Raw genomic sequence first — 17,226 nt, 5'->3', positions numbered from 1 at the left:
GACACAAAGGAATGTACGTACCAAGGGTCAAAGGCGCTGCAACCGATTACCAACCCGTCGGTTGCAGCGCCCAGATGAAGTGTTCTCTATCCACACGCGTTGTGGAAAACTGTGACCCGCTCGCCGGGGTCACCGGCCTGCCGCCGCGTCAGTCCGCGTTCTTGGCGGTGGGGAGCAGGATCGCATGCAGCGTGCGATGCACCGGCACCGGCACGCCGTGCGCGGTCGCCAAGCGCACGATCGCGCCGGTCTGGGCGTCGAACTCGCTCGGCCGACCGGCCATGAGGTCGCGCGCCAGCGAGGTCGTGCTGTCTGGCGGCAAACTGTCGTAGCGCTCCCAAACCCGGGTCTTGGCATCCGCCGGCCATGCCACACCCACGGCTCGCCCCACGGCGATCAGCTCTTCCAGGGCTGAGTCGGTGAGGGCCCGGAGCTCCGGCAGCGATCGTACGGTGCCGAACGGCTGACGCGACGCCGCACTCACGACGCCCATCGGCTCGATGAACAGGAACTTCTCCCAGCTGGCGATCGCCATGTCCACCGGCTGCATGGGCACCAGCCCGGCGCCGCGGAACGCCGCGTCGATCGCCGGCAGCTGGGCCGCGACCGCCGGATCGAGCGGGGCCCCCGCGCGGGGGCCGAACTCCACGACCGGGGTCACGGCCGTATGGGAGACATGGCCGGGGCCGGCCAGCGCCGCGATGACCCGGGCGACCCCTTCGAGCACATGCCCCGCGCCCAGCGCGGCCGCGAGGTGTACGCCCGCCTCGACGCCGTTCTGCATGGGGATCACGGCCGTGTGCGCCACGATCAGCGGGCGCAGCGACGGCGCCACCGCCGCGACCTGCGTGGCCTTCACCGACACGAGCACCAGATCGACCACGCCAATCGTGGCCGGATCATCGGTGACGGTGATCTGCGGCAGGCGCAGGTTGCCATCAATGCTGTCGATGACGAGGCCCTGTGCGCGCAGATGCGCGCAGGTCGCCCCGCGCGCCACGAACGCGACCGTGTGGCCGGCGTGTTGCAAGCGGGCGCCGAGTAAGCCTCCCACGGCGCCCGCTCCAATGACCGCAATGCGCATCAGTTCTTCGTCAGCGAGAACCCGGCGACGTGCGCGTCGGTGTTGTGTCCCATGCGGAAACCCACCATGCCATCGGTCGTCGTGAGCTTGCCGGCGGCGACGACATCGGCCTTCGGATAGCTGCCGACTTCCTTGCCGTTGATGCTGCAGGTGACCTTGTCGGCCGTCACGCTCATCGCGATTTCCTGCGTCACCGGCTTGCCCTTCTCGGCGGCCTTGTTGACTGCGTCGTTCGCTTCGCCACGACGGCCGTTCATCTGGAACGGGGCCGGGCCGAAGCCGCGCACGATGAACGTGCCGTTGCCGTACGCCGCGCAGTACAGGAAGCTCGCGTCATCCGTCCCCATCTTGTTGCCGGCGATCACGATGCCGTAGGGATGCGGATGGCTGTTGAGCCCCATGTACTCCCGCTCGGTGAAGGTCGCCTTCACGGTGTAGTTCCCCTTCGCCATCATCGACGGGTTCCAGTACGTCGTCGCCGGCCCCGTCGTGGCGTGCATGTCCTTGCCCATCGACACCATCTTCGTGCTGTCGACGGACATGCCAGCCTTCGCTTCGTTCGCGTCAACCTTGCCCATCCAACCCTTCACCTGAATGCCTCCCTTCACGGCCATGACCTTTTCTTCCTGGGCGTGCACGGCGACGGGGGCGAGCAGCGCGAGCGCGACGCACGCGCTTCTGACAACTGACGACATGGGGTAACTCCGAATGAGGTGGGAGACCAGCGGGGGCGGCGACCGAATCGGACGCGGGTGTGCAGCAAACGGCCCGACACAATTCTTGCGACCCCTCGGCGTCGGCGATAGATCCGTGGCGCACCGAATTCCCGCTGGCCCCTTTCTCCCACCTGGCCATGCCCACCATCACTGGCACGCTGACGAACCGCCCCGTCTGGTTCGACCTCTCCACCAGTAACCTCGACGCCGCCAAAGCCCTCTACGGCGAGCTGTTCGGCTGGACCTTTGTCGACAGCGGCCCCGAGATGGGCCACTACACGATGGCCTTCCGCAACGGCCAACCCGCGGCAGCCATCGCCCCCAAGATGCCGGGGCAGGAGCAGGCGCCCACGGTGTGGACCGTGTATCTCGGCGTCTCGGACGCCGATGCCACCGCCGCCGCCATCGTCGCCAACGGCGGATCGATGATGGTGCCGCCGATGGATGTGCCCGGGAATGGGCGCATGGCCATCGCCATCGACCGCGGCGGCGCCGCGTTTGGTCTCTGGCAAGCAGCTGGCTTCGCCGGCGCACGCGTCGAAGGCGAACACGGGTCCATGTGCTGGGCCGAAGTCGCGTCGCCGGAGCCGGCCAACGCCGCGTTCTATGAAGCCGTGTTCGGCCTCACCGCCCACAAGCTCGACGCGCCCGGCGTGGATTACTGGACCCTGCATCAGGCCGGTGTCGACGAAGCCGTCGCCGGCGCGATGCTCATGAGCGGCGCCGGCTGGGAGGGCATCCCGGCGCATTGGCTCGCCTACTTCGCCGTGGCCAACCTCGAGGAGGCCAACGCGACGTGGACGAAGCACGGCGGCACCATCATCCGGGGCCCGATGCCGTCGCCGTACGGCAGGATCATGATCGGGCAGGATGCGCAGGGAGCAGTGATCGCGTACATGAGCGCGCAGTGAGAGCGCGCCGACGGGCCCTCGAGCGAACCGCCCGCGCGTGCTCGTCACGCGCACCGTAGCTCAGGGGCCAGGGGGAAGTACCAAGGGAGCAGTGAAACGCGGCGGGGGCGACGTGCCATGCACGTCGCCCCCGTTCCGCACTGCTCCTCCCCCTAGACCCTTCCGCCTGGCTCCTGAACTGCGGTGCCGGTGACCGGCACGCTCAGGCGAGTGACAACCAGTCCCTATTCACCACTCTTCAACTGCGGCACCCCGTTCGCCTCACTACTCCTCAGCAGCCCCGTCGCCGCGTACACCGCGAGCTTCTCGCGCGTGTCGATGATGTCGAGGTTGCGCATCGTGAGCTGACCGATGCGATCGAGCGGCGTGAAGAACTCCTGCCCCTTCTCCATCGTGAGGCGCTCGGGCTTGTACGTCAGGTTCGGGCTCGACGTGTCCATGATGGAGTAGTCGTTGCCGCGACGCAGCTCGATGGTGACGTCGCCGGTGACCGCACGCGCGACCCAGCGCTGCGCGCTTTCGCGCAGCATGAGGCTCTGCGGGTCGAGCCAGCGCCCCTGATACAGCAGCCGGCCGAGCTTGCGGCCGTTGATGCGGTACTGCTCGATGGTGTCTTCGTTGTGAATGCCCGTCACGAGCCGCTCGTAGGCAATGAACAGCAGCGCGAGCCCCGGTGCTTCGTAGATGCCGCGGCTCTTCGCTTCGATGATGCGGTTCTCGATCTGGTCGGTCATGCCGAGGCCGTGGCGACCGCCGATCACGTTGGCTTCGGTGAAGAGCTCGAGCGCACTGCCGAACTCCTGCCCGTTGATCGCCACCGGATAACCTTCCACGAACTTGATCGTGACCGTCTCCTTGGCGATCGCGACCTCGTCCTTCCAGAACGGCACGCCCATGATCGGCTGCACGATGTGCATGCCCTTGTTCAGGAACTCGAGATCCTTGGCTTCGTGGGTCGCGCCCAGGATGTTCGAGTCGGTGGAGTAAGCCTTCTCCACCGACATCTTGTATTCGAAGCCGCTCTTGATGAGGTACTCCGCCATCTCCGTGCGGCCACCCAGCTCATCGATGAACTGCTGGTCGAGCCACGGCTTGTACACGCGCAGGTTCGGGTTCGTGAGCAGCCCGTACCGGTAAAAGCGCTCGATGTCGTTCCCCTTGAACGTGCTGCCGTCGCCCCAGATATCGACGCCGTCTTCGCGCATCGCCGCCACGAGCATTGTGCCGGTGACCGCGCGTCCCAACGGGGTCGTGTTGAAGTACGTCTGGCCCGCGGTGCTGATGTGGAACGCGCCGCACTGCAGCGCGGCCAGCCCTTCGGCCACGAGCTGCGCGCGGCATTCGATCAGCCGCGCCTGCTCGGCCCCGTACGCCATCGCCTTCTTCGGGATGTCGTCGTAGTTCGCCTCATCGGGCTGTCCCAGATTCGCGGTGTACGCGTACGGAACGGCGCCCTTGGCGCGCATCCAGTGGAGCGCGGCGCTGGTGTCGAGACCGCCGGAGAAGGCGATGCCGACCTTCTCGCCGATGGGGAGATGCTGAAGTATGTTGGGCACAGAATGCTCGAGGCCGATGCGGGTCCGGGTGAAGTCAGGAAAGATAGCAGACCCGGGGCGCTGTGGTGACGGGCAGGCGTGGGTGGCGATCAGCGGTGCACCGCGTGATCGCCGGGATGGTGATGGTGGGGGCGCGGGTCGCCCTCGCGCAGGCGGGTGGACCGACGTCATCGGGCGTCGCCCCGCGTGACAGTACGCCCCTCGAACGGGGCGTCATGGCGGCGTATCAGGTCGAGCGGGCCGGTCAGACGGCGCTCGCCGAGCGGCGCTATCGCGAAGCCATCGCGACGGCACGACAGCAGCGCGATAGCGCCGGTCTGGCCGCGGGCGAGTATCGCCTCGGGCTCCTCTTCTGGAGTCACAGCCGCCAGGACAGCGCAGTCGCCCACCTGAAAGCGGCGGTGACGTTGCGCCACGACCAGGCCGAGCGCGATCCCGCGCTGCGGGTGGAGTACGCCCGCGTGCTCAATGGTCTGGGGGCCGCATACTACCAGAGCGGGCTCTACGAGCCGGCGATTCGCGCGTATACCGAGGCGCAGGCGATCCGGCGGGCCGTGCACGATACGCTGGGGCTCACCCGGACGCTCACCAACATCGGCAAGACGTATCAGGATTGGGGACAGCTCGATCGCGCGCGCGCCAAACTTCGCGAAGCGATCGCGCTGGCGAGCGCGGCCCCGACGGCACCAGCCGCGCTCGGCTACGCGCTCAACAGCCTCGCACTGGTCGAGATCGATGCCGGCGCGTTCGACAGCGCGGCGGCCATCATCGCGCGATCCGACTCGGCCTATGCGCGCCCCGGCGCCTTGCTCTCGCGCGCCGATTCGATGGATGCGGTGGGGAACTCGCTCGCTGCGCGCGGAGCACTCCTGCTGCGTCGCGGACAGCACGACGCGGCCCGCGTGGTGCTCGATTCCGCGTACGCGAGCGCGGTGGCCCGCGGGAGTGTGCGCGGGCAGGCGCTGGCGCTGCTGCAGCTGGGCGAATGCGCGCGGGCCGTGGGGAATCTTGAGGAAGCCGACCGGCAGTTCACGACCTCGATGCGTCTGGCGCTGTCGGTCGAGCAGCGCGTGATCACGCTGGCGGCCGTACGGCATCTCGCCGACATCGACGAGGCCCGCGGTCGCACCACGCAGGCGCTCGCACATCGCAAGCGCTATCAGGCCTTGCGCGACTCGGTCTTCGATCAGGACGCCGCGCTGCGCGTGGCCGCGTACGAAGCCGAACTCGAGGTGGCCGCCCTGCAGCAGACTACGCAGGCCCAGGAGCTCACGATCTCGCGGCAGCGCTGGGCCGTGGTGGGGACGCTGCTGGTGCTGGCGGTCGTCACCACGCTGGTCACGCTGCTGGTGCGCGCCACGAAGGCCGAACGCCGCCGGTCCGCGGATCTGTCGGCCTCCAACGCCAGCCTCGCGCAGCTGAACGAGGAGCTGCGCACCGCCATGGCCGAAGTCCGCACGCTCTCGGGGCTGATTCCCATCTGCTCCAACTGCAAGCGGGTCCGTGACGACCGCGGCTATTGGCAGGCGGTGGAAACCTGGGTGTCACGGCACTCCGAAGCGACGTTCAGCCACAGCATCTGCCAGAGCTGTGGCCCCGTGCTGTACGGGAGTTTGTGGACGAGTGAGGGCGACGCGCGATAGGTTTGGACTCCGCCCTCGTCGTCCTTCTCGGAGACCTCGTGCCTGTCCTGCGTGTCCGTCTGCCGTCCGCCCTCGCGGGCGTTGCGTTGTTCGTCGTGGCGCATCTTCCCGTGGCGGCGCAGGCACCGGCCGCCACCGGCCCCAAGCCCAAGGTCCTGATCATCGCCACCGGCGGCACGATCGCCGGCGCGCAGCAGGCCCCGGGCACGTTGGGCGCGTATCGCGCCGGCAGCCTCAAGGCCGAAGAGATCGTCGCCTCGGTCCCGGAGCTCTCCCGCTTCGCCGAGATCGAGACCGAGCAGTTCTCGAACGTGGCGAGTACCGCCATCACGCCGGCGCAGTGGCTCGCGCTCTCCAAGCGGATCAACACGGTGCTCAAGGAGCGGAAGGATCTGGCCGGCGTGGTCGTCACGCACGGCACCGACCGGCTCGAAGAGACGTCGTTCTTCCTCTATCTCACCGTGCGATCGGACAAGCCGGTGGTGGTGGTGGGTGCGCAGCGGCCGGCCACCGGCATCAGCCCCGATGGGCCAATCAACCTGCTGAGCGCCGTGCGCACCGTCGTCACCCCGGAGGCGGTCGGCAAGGGCGTGATGGTCGTCATGGACGATCGCATTCTGTCGGCGCGGGAATCCCGCAAGCTCTATCAGCGCACCGGCGGCTTCAGTGGTGGCGAGATGGGGATGCTGGGCGTGGTGAACAACGCGAGCGTGGAGTTTCTCTTTGCGCCGGTGCGCGTGCACGGTGCGGCGAGTGAGTTCGATGTCATGAAGGTCGATTCACTCCCCACGGTCGAACTCACCTACTCGTATCCCGGCGGCACCGGGCCGATGTTTGCGAAGAAGCCCGACGGCGTGGCGGTAGCCAGCAATGGCATGACCCCGGCCGAGTCGCAGGTCTACGCCGCGCTGCGTCGCGAGGGGGTCGTGGTGGCGTCGATCTTCGCCTACGGCGACAACATGTCGGCGGTGGGCGGCGGCGGCGACTTCGGGGCGCCGGCCGCGGCGCGCCCGAATGCGCCGCGCGACAGCAGCACTCCTGCGGACACCGTCCGTCGCCCCGCGCCGGCCCCACCGATGGTCACGGTGCAACACCTCACCCCGGCGAAGGCGCGCATCCTGCTCATGGTGGCGCTCACGCGCACGCGCGACCCGCGCGAAATCCAGAAGCTGTTTCAGCGATACTGACGCACTGGCGCGGTCACGGAACCCCTCGGGGACCCGTGACCGTTCGCCTGCGTGATCAAACGTCTCTGGCTTCCAGTGCTCGCGGCCGCGCTGACGGCGCTCGCCGCGTGGCTCTATACCCCCGATCTCGCTCGCACCGTCGTCGAGCAGCGCTATCTGGCGCAGCCTGGTGATATCCGCCGCATCGATGGGGTGGCACTTCATGTGCGCGACAGCGGCCCGCGTGAGGCGCCGGTGCTCGTGCTCATGCACGGCCTGGGTTCGAGCCTGCACACGTGGGAGCCGTGGGCGCGCGCGCTCGCGGATTCGTTCCGCGTCGTGCGTTTCGACTTTCCGGGCCACGGGCTGAGCGGCGCCGATCCCGATCGCGATTATCGCGACCCCCGCACGATCCGCCTGGTGCAGGCGCTGCTCGACACACTGGGGATCACGCGCGCCACGCTCGTGGGGAACTCGATGGGCGGGCGGATCGCCTGGTCCTTCGCGGCTGCGCACCCCGAGCGCGTCGAACGCCTGGTCCTGATCGCGCCCGATGGCTTCGCGAGCCCCGGCTTCGCGTACGAGAAGCCCGCCGAAGTACCGGCCGTCCTGGGCGTGATGCGCTGGGTGCTCCCGCGGGCGATGCTCGAGGCGAACATGACGCCGGCGTACGCCGATCCCTCGCGCCTCACCGATGCACTCGTGGGCCGGTACTACGACCTGATGCGGGCGCCCGGCAATCGCGCGGCGCTCTACGATCGCATGCGACAGGTGACGCTGCACGACCCCGTGCCGCGGCTGCGCACGATCACGGCGCCGACGCTGCTGGTGTGGGGCACGCAGGACCAGATGATCCCGCCGGCAAATGCCAACGACTATCTGGCGGCGCTGCCACACGCGCAGCTCACCCGACTGCCCGGGTTGGGACACGTGCCCTTCGAGGAGTCGCCGGGCACCGCGCTCGTGCCGGTGCGGGCGTTTCTGCGGGAGCGCATCCCGACGCGGTCACTCACGGCAAATTGAGTCTGCCGCGTTCCGGCGGCACATTAGGGGCATGAGCCCAACGCGTCGCGATGCCCTGCGCCAGCTTGGCGCACTCTGTGCGCTTCCGTTCGTGGACTGGTCGCGGCTGGTGCACGAGGCCGCGCACGGCGCCGCGGATGATCCGCTGGCCGGAACGATCGCCGCCTATCAGGCGGGCCGCGCCGCCGGCAGCTGGACCGCCGCCAGCGTCACCGCCACCGCCCTCGATCGGGCGCGCGCGTGGACGGCCACGCTGCGCGCGATCGATCTGCTGGCCACCACCGCGATGGCCGAGGCGCGCGCATCCGACGCGCGCCTCAAGCGCGGCGCGCTGCGCGGACCACTCGATGGCGTGCCCGTCTTTGCGAAGGCGATCTACGACGTGAAGGGGCTGCCGACGACCGCCTCGAACCTCGAGTGGTCGCAGCTCTTCCCCGAACCGGCGCTGTTCGATGCCGTGGAAGTCGCGCGGATGCGCGCGGCCGGTGCGGTGGTGCTGGGCAAGACGGCCGCCGATGATTTCGCGTACCACGGGGTGGGCACCAGCACGCTCACCGGGCAGGTGCGCAATCCGCACGATCGCACCGGCACGCGCACCCCCGGCGGCTCGAGCGCCGGCAGTGCCGTGAGTGTGGCCTGCGGCATCGCCTTCGCCGCGCTGGGGACCGACGACGGCGGCTCCAATCGCATCCCCGCGCAATGCACCGGCGTCGTGGGCATGAAGCCCACCTTCGGGCTGGTGCCGCGCACCGGCGTGATTCCCACGTGGCCCGTGCTCGACACGCACGGCCCGCTCGCGCGCACCGTGGCCGATGCCGCGCTGCTGCTCGATGCGATCGCCGGCCCCGACACGAGCGACGGACTCGTGCTCAAGACGCCCTACACCCGCGGCGCCCTGCGCACGCTCCACCCGGAGGCGCTCAAGGGCGCCCGCCTGGGTCTCGTGGAAGCGCATGTCCCGCGCGCCCAGATGAGCCTCGAGTGTCAGGCGATCTTCGATCGCGCCATCACCGACTGCGTGTCGGCCGGTGCCATCGTGGAATCGTGTTCACCGGCCGTGACGCGCGTGACGTATCGCGATCAGTTCGCCGCCGCCGCGCAGGCCCGTGGCGATGTCGCGCCCAACGCCAACAGCCCCGCGGCCACGGCCAATGCGCTGCTGCGCTATTTCCTGCGCCACGGCGATGCCTCGCATCCGTTCGACGCGCGCGACGCGATCAAGCGTGGCCTGGCCGCCTATCGCGCGTACTACGATGTGTTGCCCGCCGATTCCGACGCGATGGCCGTGCTCATCGAACAGCCCTACGAGCGCGATGCGGCGTCCCGTTCGTTCCTGCGTTCCCGCGACGCCGTGGTGGCGCAGCTCGCCGAGTCGATGGCCAAGCAGCAGCTCGACGCGCTGGTGTACCCCACGATGCCCTTCGGCGCCTGGGTCACGCAGGCCGGCTGGCCCGACGTGCGTACCGCGCTCGGCTTCGGCAACTGGCTCGGCCTCCCCGAAGTGAGCGTGCCCGCCGGTTACGGCACCGACGGCATGCCCGCCGGCAATCTCTCGTTCGTGGGACTCCCCGGCACCGACGCCAAGATGCTCGCCCTCGCCCACGCGTACGAGCAGGCGTCCAAACGCTTCGTGGCGCCGCCGCGGCCGATTGGGCAGTAGGGAGTGGAGGTAAACTGATCACATCCAAGGCATTCAAGCGATCCAAGGCATGAAGTCACGACATGGTTCTCTGACGCCTTGGATCGCTCGGACGTCTTGGATGTGATCAGTTCACACCCATCACTCAGAACACCGCATGCTCGCCGCGATCGTCGGCCACTTCACCGCGGAGCATTTTCGTGTAGTACTCGGCCAGCGTATCGTTGCCGAATGACGGCGTGGCAGCGGCGTCGTAGCGCTGGCGCTGCGCATCCCACACGAGCATGCTCTCGGTGGCGTAGTAGCGGCCGATACGCGCGAACTCCGCCTTGTTCCTGAGCGGCGGGATGACGGTGCCCAGCACCGAGAGCGCGCCGATGATCACGTCGAACATCGCCACCGGCACGCTCGTGAACTTGGGCGGCTTACCGGCGAGCGAGAAGAGCAGTTCGCCCTGCTGCTTGAGCGTGATCGCCATCCCCGGTCCGCCGATGGGGAGGATGCGATTCCAGCGATCCGGCTCGCGCAGACACGTCGCGAGATACTCCGCGCAGTCGTCGTCGCTGATCGGCTTGCAGGCGGTGAGCGTGCCGTCGCCAAAGAGCAGGAACGGCTTCCCCTGCTGCACGCGCTCGATCTGCCCCGAGATCGACTTGAAGAACGCAGTCGGGCGCACGATGGACCAGGTGAGCCCCGATGCCATCAGCTCCTGTTCGAACGCGAGCTTGGCGCGCTGGAACTCGAGCCGCGGCTTCTGCACGCAGATCGCGGAGAGCAGGACGAACTGCGTGGCGCCATGCCCCTTGGCGGCATCGAGGAGGTGCAGATGCGCCTGATGATCGATCGCCCACGCATCCTTGGGCGCTCCGGTGCGCGACGCCATGCAGCTCACCACGGCATCGAAGCGATCGCTCCCCAGCGCGTCACGGATGGACAGCGGATCGGTGACCACGCACTCGTGGATCGTGACCCCATCCGGCAGCGCGGCGCGGGCAGTCCCGGGACGCACCAGACACTTCACGGCATGCCCGTGGCGCAGCAGCGCGCGCACGGTCGCCCGCCCGATGGTGCCCGTGGCACCCAGCATCACCACCCGCTTCGGGGCGAGTCGTTCGGAATTCATGCCCCGCAATGAATACGGCCCCGGCAGGCCCAGCAATCCCCGGCCTTGTGCCGAGCGGCCGCCCGTCGTTGAATGGACGCATGGCTCTCGACCTGCCCACTCCGATCGTTTCCACCGACTGGCTCGCCGCGCATCTCGGTGACCCGTCGCTCCGCGTGGTGGATGCCACGTGGCACATGCCCGCCACCGGCCGCAAGGCGCGCGACGAGTACGCGGCGGGCCATATCCCCGGTGCCGTCTTCGCGGATATCGACGCGCTGAGCGACGAGACCGCGCCGTACCCGCACACCCTGCCGTCGCCCGAGACGTTCGCGGCGCGCGTGGGGGCGCTGGGGCTCGGGAGTGCGCACGCCATCGTGGTCTACGACAGCAGTGCGCAGAACTTCAGCGCCCCGCGTGTCTGGTACATGCTGCGCACCATGGGGCACGCGCGGGTGGCCATCCTCGATGGCGGGCTGGCGAAGTGGACCGCCGAAGGCCGCCCCCTCAGCCACGAGGCGGTGTCCCTGCCGCCAGCCACCTTCACCCCGGCACTCAACGCGGCCCAATGGCGCGACCTCACCGCCATGCAGGCGAATGTGGCGTCACACGCCGAGCAGGTGGTGGACGCGCGCTCACCCGGTCGCTTTCAGGCCATCGAACCGGAACCGCGCGCGGGCGTGCGCGGCGGGCACATCCCCGGTGCGCGCAACGTGCACTACGCCACGCTGGTCAACGCCGACGGCACGCTCAAGTCGGCCGACGCGCTGCGCGCCCAGTTCGCGGCAGCCGGCCTCGATCTCTCAGCGCCCATTGTGGCCTCATGCGGTAGCGGCATCACCGCGTGCGCCGTGACGCTCGGACTTGAAGTGGCCGGCGCAACGCAGGTGGCGGTGTACGATGGCAGCTGGACGGAATGGGGCAGTCAGGCCAACACGCCGGTCGAGACGGGCCCCGCCGCGGAGCCGCGCGCATGAGCGATCGCCTCAAGCATCTCCTGCGCGGCAAGCATGTGGACGTGTGGGCGGCCTTTGCCGCCGAAATCGGTGGCACATGGAATGACCCGAGCCCCGGTGAGCAGGCGCGCATCGAGGTGGCACATCCCCATGGCCCCGTGGTGATTCAGGCCGACGCGTCGATGATCCTGGTGGGCAAGGTCATGGTGCCGGTGCTCTCCACCGTGTTCACGGCGCTCCGCCCCACCGCGCGCCCGCGGCGCTTCTCGGTATCGCGCGCCAACTTCGCGACGTCGGTGGCCGAGTGGTTCGGAAGCCTCGACATTCATGTTGACGACGCGACCTTCGACCAGCAGTTCGTGCTCAAGGGGGAGACGCCGGATTTCGTGCGTGCGGTCTTTGCCGACGCCGCGCTGCGCGAGCGCTACCAGCGCGACTTCAGCGGCCAGCTCGCGCTGCGCGACGACAAGGTGCTCTTCAGCGATCCCACCCCGGGGTTCGACCCGCTGGAGCTCACGCTCCCGGGCTACGTCGAGGAGGTGGACACCCTGCGCGCGCTCTACACCCTCTTCGTCGCCACGCTCGACCGCATCGAATCGGTCGCCGCGGTCTGACGCCGCTCAGTGCTCGGGATGCGTGCGCCGATACCCGGCGTACGCCTTGAAGCCGAGGTAGATCGACAGAATGACACCGGCCAGCGTCCAGCCCAGCTGGCCGAATTGCACGGCGCTCTTGAAGATCACGAGCACGCTGACGAGCACGAGCACGAGCGTGGGCCCTTCGTTGGCCACGCGGAAGAACTCCCCGGTGCGCGACGTGGCGCCGGTGGCGAGCTCCTTCATGACCTTTACACACAGGCCGTGATAGGCGCTGAGCAGCAGCACCAGCAGCAGCTTGGCGCGCAGCCACGGTTCGCCGAGGAGTCCTGGCTGGAGCGCGATCATGGAGACGCCGGTGATCCAGCTCAGCACCATTGCCGGCGTGGTGATCACATTGAGCAGCCGGCGTTCCATCAGCGCGAACTGCGGCGCCAGAATCCCGCGGCGCGGCTCGCTCTCCCGGTTGGCGTCGGCGTGATAGACGAACAGCCGCACCAGATAGAACAGGCCAGCCATCCAGCTGACCATGAACACGATATGGAACGCCTTGAACCAGAGGTACGCCATGCGAGTGCGGGATGCGTGAGTCGGAAGGTGGAGGCTACGGCTGAATGATGCGTGCGCTCACGATCGAATCCAACGCGGGAAACCACTTTCGCAAGTAGCTGTTCCCCTGATGGCTGATGCGCGAGTAGTTGGGCTCCTCGCCGTACTCGGCGCTGATCTTGTCCACCACGTCCATGCCCTGTACCACCTCGCCAAAGGGGGCGAAGCGCTGGCGATCGAGGGTCTTGGCCTGGTCGCCGGTGGCGATGAACACCTCGGTGGCGCGGGAGTTGGGGCCGTTGGCCGCGAAGGCGATGCGACCGCGCACGTTGGAGGTCTTCATCGGTTCATCGGGGATCGTGGCGCGATCCCATTGGGCGTTCACCGCCGTATCGCCGTGAATGCCCCACTGCGTGATGAACCCCGGCACCACCCGATAGAAACGGGTGCGCACGTAGTAGCCGTTCTGGACGAGTTCGTAGAAGCGGTCGGCCGCGCGCGGCGCGAGCGCTCGCGTGACGGCCACGATGAACACGCCCTTGCTGGTAATGAACTCGGCCCGGTACTGGTCCGGGCTCTTCGTGGGGGTCGCCGCCGGACCAGGCACGGCGCGCGGCGGCGCGTCGCTCACGGCCGGCGGGGCGGCGGAGCGCGTGGCGGCGGAATCGGAGCCACCGCCGCAGGCGGCGAGGCCGATCAACAGCGCCGTCATCCAGCGCGACCGCGGCGCCGGCGATCGGCGTAGGGACTGGGTCATGCGGTCACCTCCGGCGCTGGCCCCTCGGACTCCGGGGCGCTGACGAAGAGCAGAACGATGCCAACGACGGTGAACATGCGCCCCGCCGTCTCACTGCCGTTCCAGACGTTCGACTGCCACATGGCGAACCATTCGCCGCCCACGGTGAGAAAGGCCACGAGCCATTGCAGCAGATTGCTGGTGAGCCCCAGCAGCGCGAGCCCCTTGGCGGCCACGAACGCGCGGGGCGCGCGGCGCGCCGCCCACAGGCGCCACGCGCCAAGGAGCAACAGCACCGCCGACCGGATTTCCCACGCGATGATGGTGACGTAGAACGCGTGGTGCACCCACGGCGCGCGAATCGCGCGCCAGAGCAGCGCATTGCCCGGGAACGTGGTGTCCATGCTCAGCACGTGCTGCACGAACTGCAGGTTGGACCCGTAGTCGGTGACGTTGTTGAACGCGACCAGCGCCAGATACAGCCCGGTCGCGCCCACCAGCAGGGCCTTGCACGCGCGGACCATCACGCCGGCCTCCCGGCAGCGGAATTCTTCGGCATGCGGTAAGGTACGCTCCAGCCCCGCCCCGCGAGGCGGCGTTCCCGTCCCCCCGTGTCCCTGTTCCCGTCCCCTGCGTCCATGTCCATGCCCCGTACCGCCGCGCTGCTCAGCGCCGCCCTGCTCGCGCTCCCGCGCGCGACGCTCTTCGCTCAACCGGCCGCGCAAATCCCCGAGAAGTACCGTGACGTGGCCACTCGGATCATCGCCGCCGCGCAGGCCGACAGTGCCGCCGCGTGGAACCGGATTGCCGAACTCACCGACACGTTCGGGCATCGGCTGAGCGGGTCGAAGGCGCTCGAGCAGGCCATCGACTGGACCGTCGCCACGATGAAGGCCGATGGTCTCGCCAATGTGCGCAAGGAGAAGGCGATGGTGCCGCACTGGGTGCGGGGTGCCGAATCGCTCACGCTGGTCTCCCCGCGCATGCAGACCCTCCCGATGCTGGGGCTGGGCGGCAGCATCGCCACGCCGCCGCAGGGAATCACCGCCGAGGTGATGGTGGTGGCGAGCTTCGAGGAGCTCACGCAACGGGCGGCCGAAGCCAAGGGGAAGATTGTGCTGTACGACGCCGAGTGGCGCGACTACGGCTACAACGGCGCGTTCCGCCGGCAGGGCGCGATCGCGGCGGCCAAGGCGGGCGCGGTCGCCAGTCTCGCGCGCGCCGCGGGGCCGTACAGCATGCGCACGCCGCACACCGGCAACATGAGCTACGACTCCACGGTGAAGAAGATTCCGCACGCGAGTGTCACCGCCGAAGACGCGATGATGATGCGGCGCATGATCGCGCGCGGGCAGAAGGTGGTCGTCACGCTCAGGATGAGCGCGAAGACGCTCCCCGATGCGCAGAGCCACAACGTGATGGGCGAACTCGTGGGGCGTGAGAAGCCCGACGAGATCGTCGTGATGGGCGGCCACATCGACTCATGGGATGTGGGGCAGGGCGCGATGGACGACGCCGGGGGCGTGGTCGTGGCGTGGGAAGCGATTCGCCTGCTCAAGAAGCTCGGGCTCACGCCGCGCCGCACGATTCGCGTGGTCGGCTGGACCAACGAAGAAAATGGCGGCAAGGGCGGCCAGGCCTACAAGGACGCGCACCAGAACGAGGTGCACCAGCTCGCGATCGAAAGCGACGGCGGCGTCTTCTCGCCGCTCGGCTTCGGCTTTACCGGCCCGGCCGAATCACGGAAGGTCGTCGAGGCCATCGGGTCCCTGCTGGCGCCCATCGGCGCCAACAAAATCGGCCCGAGCGGCGGGGGCGCCGATATCGGGCCGATCATGCAAACTGGCGTCCCCGGCATGGGGCTCGAGGTCGACGGATCGCGCTACTTCTGGTTCCACCACACCGATGCCGATACCCCGGACAAGCTGGACCCCAAGGAGGTCCAGCGGTGCGTGGCGGTCATGGCGGTGATGGCCTACATCGCGGCGGATCTGGAGCAGTCGCTGCGCTGAGCCGCGATGCCCGCTCCGCCGAGCGCGTCAGGCGACGGCGGCGACGGGCGGATGCACGACGTGGCGGAGGCCGTCGAGGACTTCCTCGTCGGTCACCGCCACGAAACCGCCGGCCGGCTTCTGCTGGAGGCGGCTGAACCACGGCAGGTCGCTGAGCGGCACGGCCGGCTTGAGCCACAGGCCGGTGCGGCCCGAGATGCGGTACTTGAACTGGTCGTGGTTGCCCGGCGCGTCGCTATCGACACGGAAGCGGCCGAAGAGATAGTGCTCGGCGGTGGCGGCCTCGCGGCCGATCATCCACACGAAGTCGCCCGCGAGATCGCGCACGCGCTTGTTCGCGAGAACGCTCCACGAGGCGACTTTCGCGAAATTGATCCCGAGCACCTCCGAGTCGTGGTAATGCACGAAATGCCGGATATGCGAAACGCTTGCTGCCACGGGACCATCCATCTCGAGAGAACGCACCTGAGGTGCGAAAATGCCTCTCTTGAGAGCTAGGGGAGAGCGAGGGCCGCGCAAAGGGCCAATACGACCGAATTACCGTTGGCCCCCGCCCTGAACGAACGGGTCGTCACCGTCAGGCGGCCACCGGCGAGGGATAAGCGGCGCGGAAATCGCGCGCATACGCCTCGAAGGTTCGCGGTGCACGCCCCGTGATGCGCTCCACCGCATCGGTCGTGCGCTCGGCGTAGCCGGCCTTGAGATACGACAGAATCAGCAGGAGAAACTCGACGTAGTCGGCCGGGAGCCCCGCGGCGAGCAGCCCGGGACGCATCGACTCCGAGGTGATGTCCTCAAAGCGGATCGGGCGATCGAGTTCGCGTGACAGGATCGCGGCCACCTCGGCGTGCGTCAGCGACGCGCCACCCGTCAGATCGAACGCCTGATTGTCGAAGTCCGCGCGCTGGAGCAACGCCGCCGCCACCGCGGCGATATCGCGCGCATCGATGAAGCTCGTCCGGGCGTCACCCACCGGCAGCTGCACGGCGTTGTGGTGCGTGATGCCGTGCAGCCAGAAGGTGTGGAAGTTCTGCATGAACCAGTTGGGGCGAATCACGTTCCACGCGACCCCCGACCGTTCGAGCGCCAACTCGGCCTTCCGCATCGGCGCCTCGTCGCTGGCATCGGCCCCCATGGCGCTCATCATGACCACCTTGCGCACCCCCAGGCGCTGCGCGGCCGCAAACACCGGCGGCAGCAGCACGTCCTGATTGGTGTAGCCCGGCGGCGCGAAGACGAAGGCGCCATCCACGCCGCGCAGGGCGTCATCGATGCCCGCGCCGCTCACCAGATCGATATGCACCTGCCCCGCCCCCGCCGCCCGGCTCGTGCCGCGACGGACCACATGCCCCGCCGCTTCCAGCAAACGGGCGACCTCGTGCGCCACGGTCCCATTGGCCCCTACCACCAAGTACGTCGACATCTGCCACTCCGGATCGAGAGATGCGGCGCCGGGAGTCGGCCCCGCCCGTACCCATGATGGCCCGGTCCTCACAGACGCAAAATGGCATAAAGTCTCGATTTATTGTCCAATCGT

At 68.5% G+C, this 17,226-nt stretch carries 17 protein-coding genes; 8 read left to right on the top strand and 9 right to left on the bottom strand.

Going from position 1 to position 17,226, the window contains the following annotated elements; genetic code table 11:
- Positions 1 to 148: 148 nt before the first annotated feature.
- Positions 149 to 1,054, bottom strand: a complete 906-nt coding sequence (locus tag K2R93_10585) for a 2-dehydropantoate 2-reductase (GenBank protein MBY0490275.1) — start codon at positions 1,052 to 1,054, stop codon at positions 149 to 151.
- A gap of 29 nt (positions 1,055 to 1,083) precedes the next feature.
- The gene (locus tag K2R93_10580) at positions 1,084 to 1,779 is read right to left on the bottom strand and encodes a hypothetical protein (protein ID MBY0490274.1); all 696 of its coding nucleotides are present in this window, start codon (positions 1,777 to 1,779) and stop codon (positions 1,084 to 1,086) included.
- Positions 1,780 to 1,937: 158 nt separating this feature from the next.
- On the opposite strand from K2R93_10580, the gene K2R93_10575 reads away from it, so the two are divergent.
- Positions 1,938 to 2,711, top strand: a complete 774-nt coding sequence (locus K2R93_10575; GenBank protein ID MBY0490273.1) for a VOC family protein — start codon at positions 1,938 to 1,940, stop codon at positions 2,709 to 2,711.
- 224 nt (positions 2,712 to 2,935) lie between these two features.
- Here K2R93_10575 and argG read toward each other — a convergent pair whose 3' ends face one another.
- Positions 2,936 to 4,267 (bottom strand): argininosuccinate synthase, encoded by a 1,332-nt coding sequence (gene argG / locus K2R93_10570; GenBank protein ID MBY0490272.1) that lies wholly within the window; start codon positions 4,265 to 4,267, stop codon positions 2,936 to 2,938.
- 95 nt (positions 4,268 to 4,362) lie between these two features.
- Between argG and K2R93_10565 the strand changes: the two genes are divergently transcribed.
- The 4 genes from K2R93_10565 to K2R93_10550 are packed head-to-tail and all read left to right on the top strand — an operon-like array spanning position 4,363 to position 9,759.
- The gene (locus tag K2R93_10565; protein MBY0490271.1) at positions 4,363 to 5,910 is read left to right on the top strand and encodes a tetratricopeptide repeat protein; all 1,548 of its coding nucleotides are present in this window, start codon (positions 4,363 to 4,365) and stop codon (positions 5,908 to 5,910) included.
- Between the two features lie 38 nt (positions 5,911 to 5,948).
- Entirely contained in the window at positions 5,949 to 7,097 is a 1,149-nt protein-coding gene (locus K2R93_10560; protein ID MBY0490270.1) for an asparaginase, read from the top strand.
- 51 nt (positions 7,098 to 7,148) lie between these two features.
- Positions 7,149 to 8,099 carry an alpha/beta hydrolase gene (locus K2R93_10555; GenBank protein MBY0490269.1) on the top strand — a complete coding sequence of 317 codons (951 nt, stop codon included), beginning with the start codon at positions 7,149 to 7,151 and terminating at the stop codon, positions 8,097 to 8,099.
- A 31-nt stretch (positions 8,100 to 8,130) separates the two neighbouring features.
- Positions 8,131 to 9,759 carry an amidase gene (locus tag K2R93_10550; GenBank protein ID MBY0490268.1) on the top strand — a complete coding sequence of 543 codons (1,629 nt, stop codon included), beginning with the start codon at positions 8,131 to 8,133 and terminating at the stop codon, positions 9,757 to 9,759.
- 124 nt (positions 9,760 to 9,883) lie between these two features.
- Here K2R93_10550 and K2R93_10545 read toward each other — a convergent pair whose 3' ends face one another.
- The gene (locus K2R93_10545; GenBank protein MBY0490267.1) at positions 9,884 to 10,861 is read right to left on the bottom strand and encodes an NAD(P)H-binding protein; all 978 of its coding nucleotides are present in this window, start codon (positions 10,859 to 10,861) and stop codon (positions 9,884 to 9,886) included.
- 80 nt (positions 10,862 to 10,941) lie between these two features.
- Here K2R93_10545 and sseA point away from each other — a divergent pair, with 80 nt between their 5' ends.
- Positions 10,942 to 11,817 (top strand): 3-mercaptopyruvate sulfurtransferase, encoded by an 876-nt coding sequence (sseA, locus tag K2R93_10540; protein ID MBY0490266.1) that lies wholly within the window; start codon positions 10,942 to 10,944, stop codon positions 11,815 to 11,817.
- A complete protein-coding gene (locus tag K2R93_10535) occupies positions 11,814 to 12,410 on the top strand; it encodes a hypothetical protein (protein MBY0490265.1) in 597 nt (198 codons plus the stop codon). Before sseA ends, K2R93_10535 begins: the two co-directional genes overlap by 4 nt.
- Positions 12,411 to 12,416: 6 nt before the next feature.
- On the opposite strand, the gene hemJ is transcribed toward K2R93_10535, so the two are convergent.
- The 3 genes from hemJ to K2R93_10520 are packed head-to-tail and all read right to left on the bottom strand — an operon-like array spanning position 12,417 to position 14,201.
- A complete protein-coding gene (hemJ, locus tag K2R93_10530; protein ID MBY0490264.1) occupies positions 12,417 to 12,962 on the bottom strand; it encodes a protoporphyrinogen oxidase HemJ in 546 nt (181 codons plus the stop codon).
- A gap of 34 nt (positions 12,963 to 12,996) precedes the next feature.
- Complete coding sequence (locus tag K2R93_10525) at positions 12,997 to 13,698, bottom strand: peptidylprolyl isomerase (protein ID MBY0490263.1); 702 nt, start codon at positions 13,696 to 13,698, stop codon at positions 12,997 to 12,999.
- Positions 13,695 to 14,201: a DUF2165 domain-containing protein gene (locus K2R93_10520; protein MBY0490262.1), complete on the bottom strand. Its 507-nt coding sequence runs from the start codon at positions 14,199 to 14,201 to the stop codon at positions 13,695 to 13,697. The genes K2R93_10525 and K2R93_10520 overlap by 4 nt, the downstream gene beginning before the upstream one ends.
- Before the next feature lie 114 nt (positions 14,202 to 14,315).
- Here K2R93_10520 and K2R93_10515 point away from each other — a divergent pair, with 114 nt between their 5' ends.
- Positions 14,316 to 15,689, top strand: coding sequence for a M20/M25/M40 family metallo-hydrolase (locus K2R93_10515; GenBank protein ID MBY0490261.1), 1,374 nt, complete (start codon positions 14,316 to 14,318; stop codon positions 15,687 to 15,689).
- Positions 15,690 to 15,716: 27 nt separating this feature from the next.
- On the opposite strand, the gene K2R93_10510 is transcribed toward K2R93_10515, so the two are convergent.
- The gene (locus K2R93_10510) at positions 15,717 to 16,127 is read right to left on the bottom strand and encodes a hypothetical protein (GenBank protein ID MBY0490260.1); all 411 of its coding nucleotides are present in this window, start codon (positions 16,125 to 16,127) and stop codon (positions 15,717 to 15,719) included.
- A 139-nt stretch (positions 16,128 to 16,266) separates the two neighbouring features.
- On the bottom strand, positions 16,267 to 17,112 hold the full coding sequence (locus tag K2R93_10505) for an NAD(P)H-binding protein (protein MBY0490259.1): 846 nt from the start codon (positions 17,110 to 17,112) through the stop codon (positions 16,267 to 16,269).
- Positions 17,113 to 17,226: the final 114 nt, after the last annotated feature.

This window comes from Gemmatimonadaceae bacterium, from assembly GCA_019752115.1.
Taxonomy (GTDB): Bacteria; Gemmatimonadota; Gemmatimonadetes; order Gemmatimonadales; family Gemmatimonadaceae; genus Gemmatimonas.
This window is presented reverse-complemented; position numbering and strand designations above follow the sequence as displayed.

What these genes read in the sequence shown, in the direction of transcription:
- K2R93_10520 (MBY0490262.1), bottom strand. Translation starts at nt 14,201, where the DNA reads ATGGTCCGCGCGTGCAAGGCCCTGCTGGTGGGCGCGACCGGGCTGTAT.
- hemJ (MBY0490264.1), bottom strand. Translation starts at nt 12,962, where the DNA reads ATGGCGTACCTCTGGTTCAAGGCGTTCCATATCGTGTTCATGGTCAGC.
- K2R93_10580 (MBY0490274.1), bottom strand. Translation starts at nt 1,779, where the DNA reads ATGTCGTCAGTTGTCAGAAGCGCGTGCGTCGCGCTCGCGCTGCTCGCC.
- K2R93_10545 (MBY0490267.1), bottom strand. Translation starts at nt 10,861, where the DNA reads ATGAATTCCGAACGACTCGCCCCGAAGCGGGTGGTGATGCTGGGTGCC.
- K2R93_10575 (MBY0490273.1), top strand. Translation starts at nt 1,938, where the DNA reads ATGCCCACCATCACTGGCACGCTGACGAACCGCCCCGTCTGGTTCGAC.
- K2R93_10550 (MBY0490268.1), top strand. Translation starts at nt 8,131, where the DNA reads ATGAGCCCAACGCGTCGCGATGCCCTGCGCCAGCTTGGCGCACTCTGT.
- sseA (MBY0490266.1), top strand. Translation starts at nt 10,942, where the DNA reads ATGGCTCTCGACCTGCCCACTCCGATCGTTTCCACCGACTGGCTCGCC.
- K2R93_10505 (MBY0490259.1), bottom strand. Translation starts at nt 17,112, where the DNA reads ATGTCGACGTACTTGGTGGTAGGGGCCAATGGGACCGTGGCGCACGAG.
- K2R93_10515 (MBY0490261.1), top strand. Translation starts at nt 14,316, where the DNA reads ATGTCCATGCCCCGTACCGCCGCGCTGCTCAGCGCCGCCCTGCTCGCG.
- K2R93_10525 (MBY0490263.1), bottom strand. Translation starts at nt 13,698, where the DNA reads ATGACCCAGTCCCTACGCCGATCGCCGGCGCCGCGGTCGCGCTGGATG.
- K2R93_10535 (MBY0490265.1), top strand. Translation starts at nt 11,814, where the DNA reads ATGAGCGATCGCCTCAAGCATCTCCTGCGCGGCAAGCATGTGGACGTG.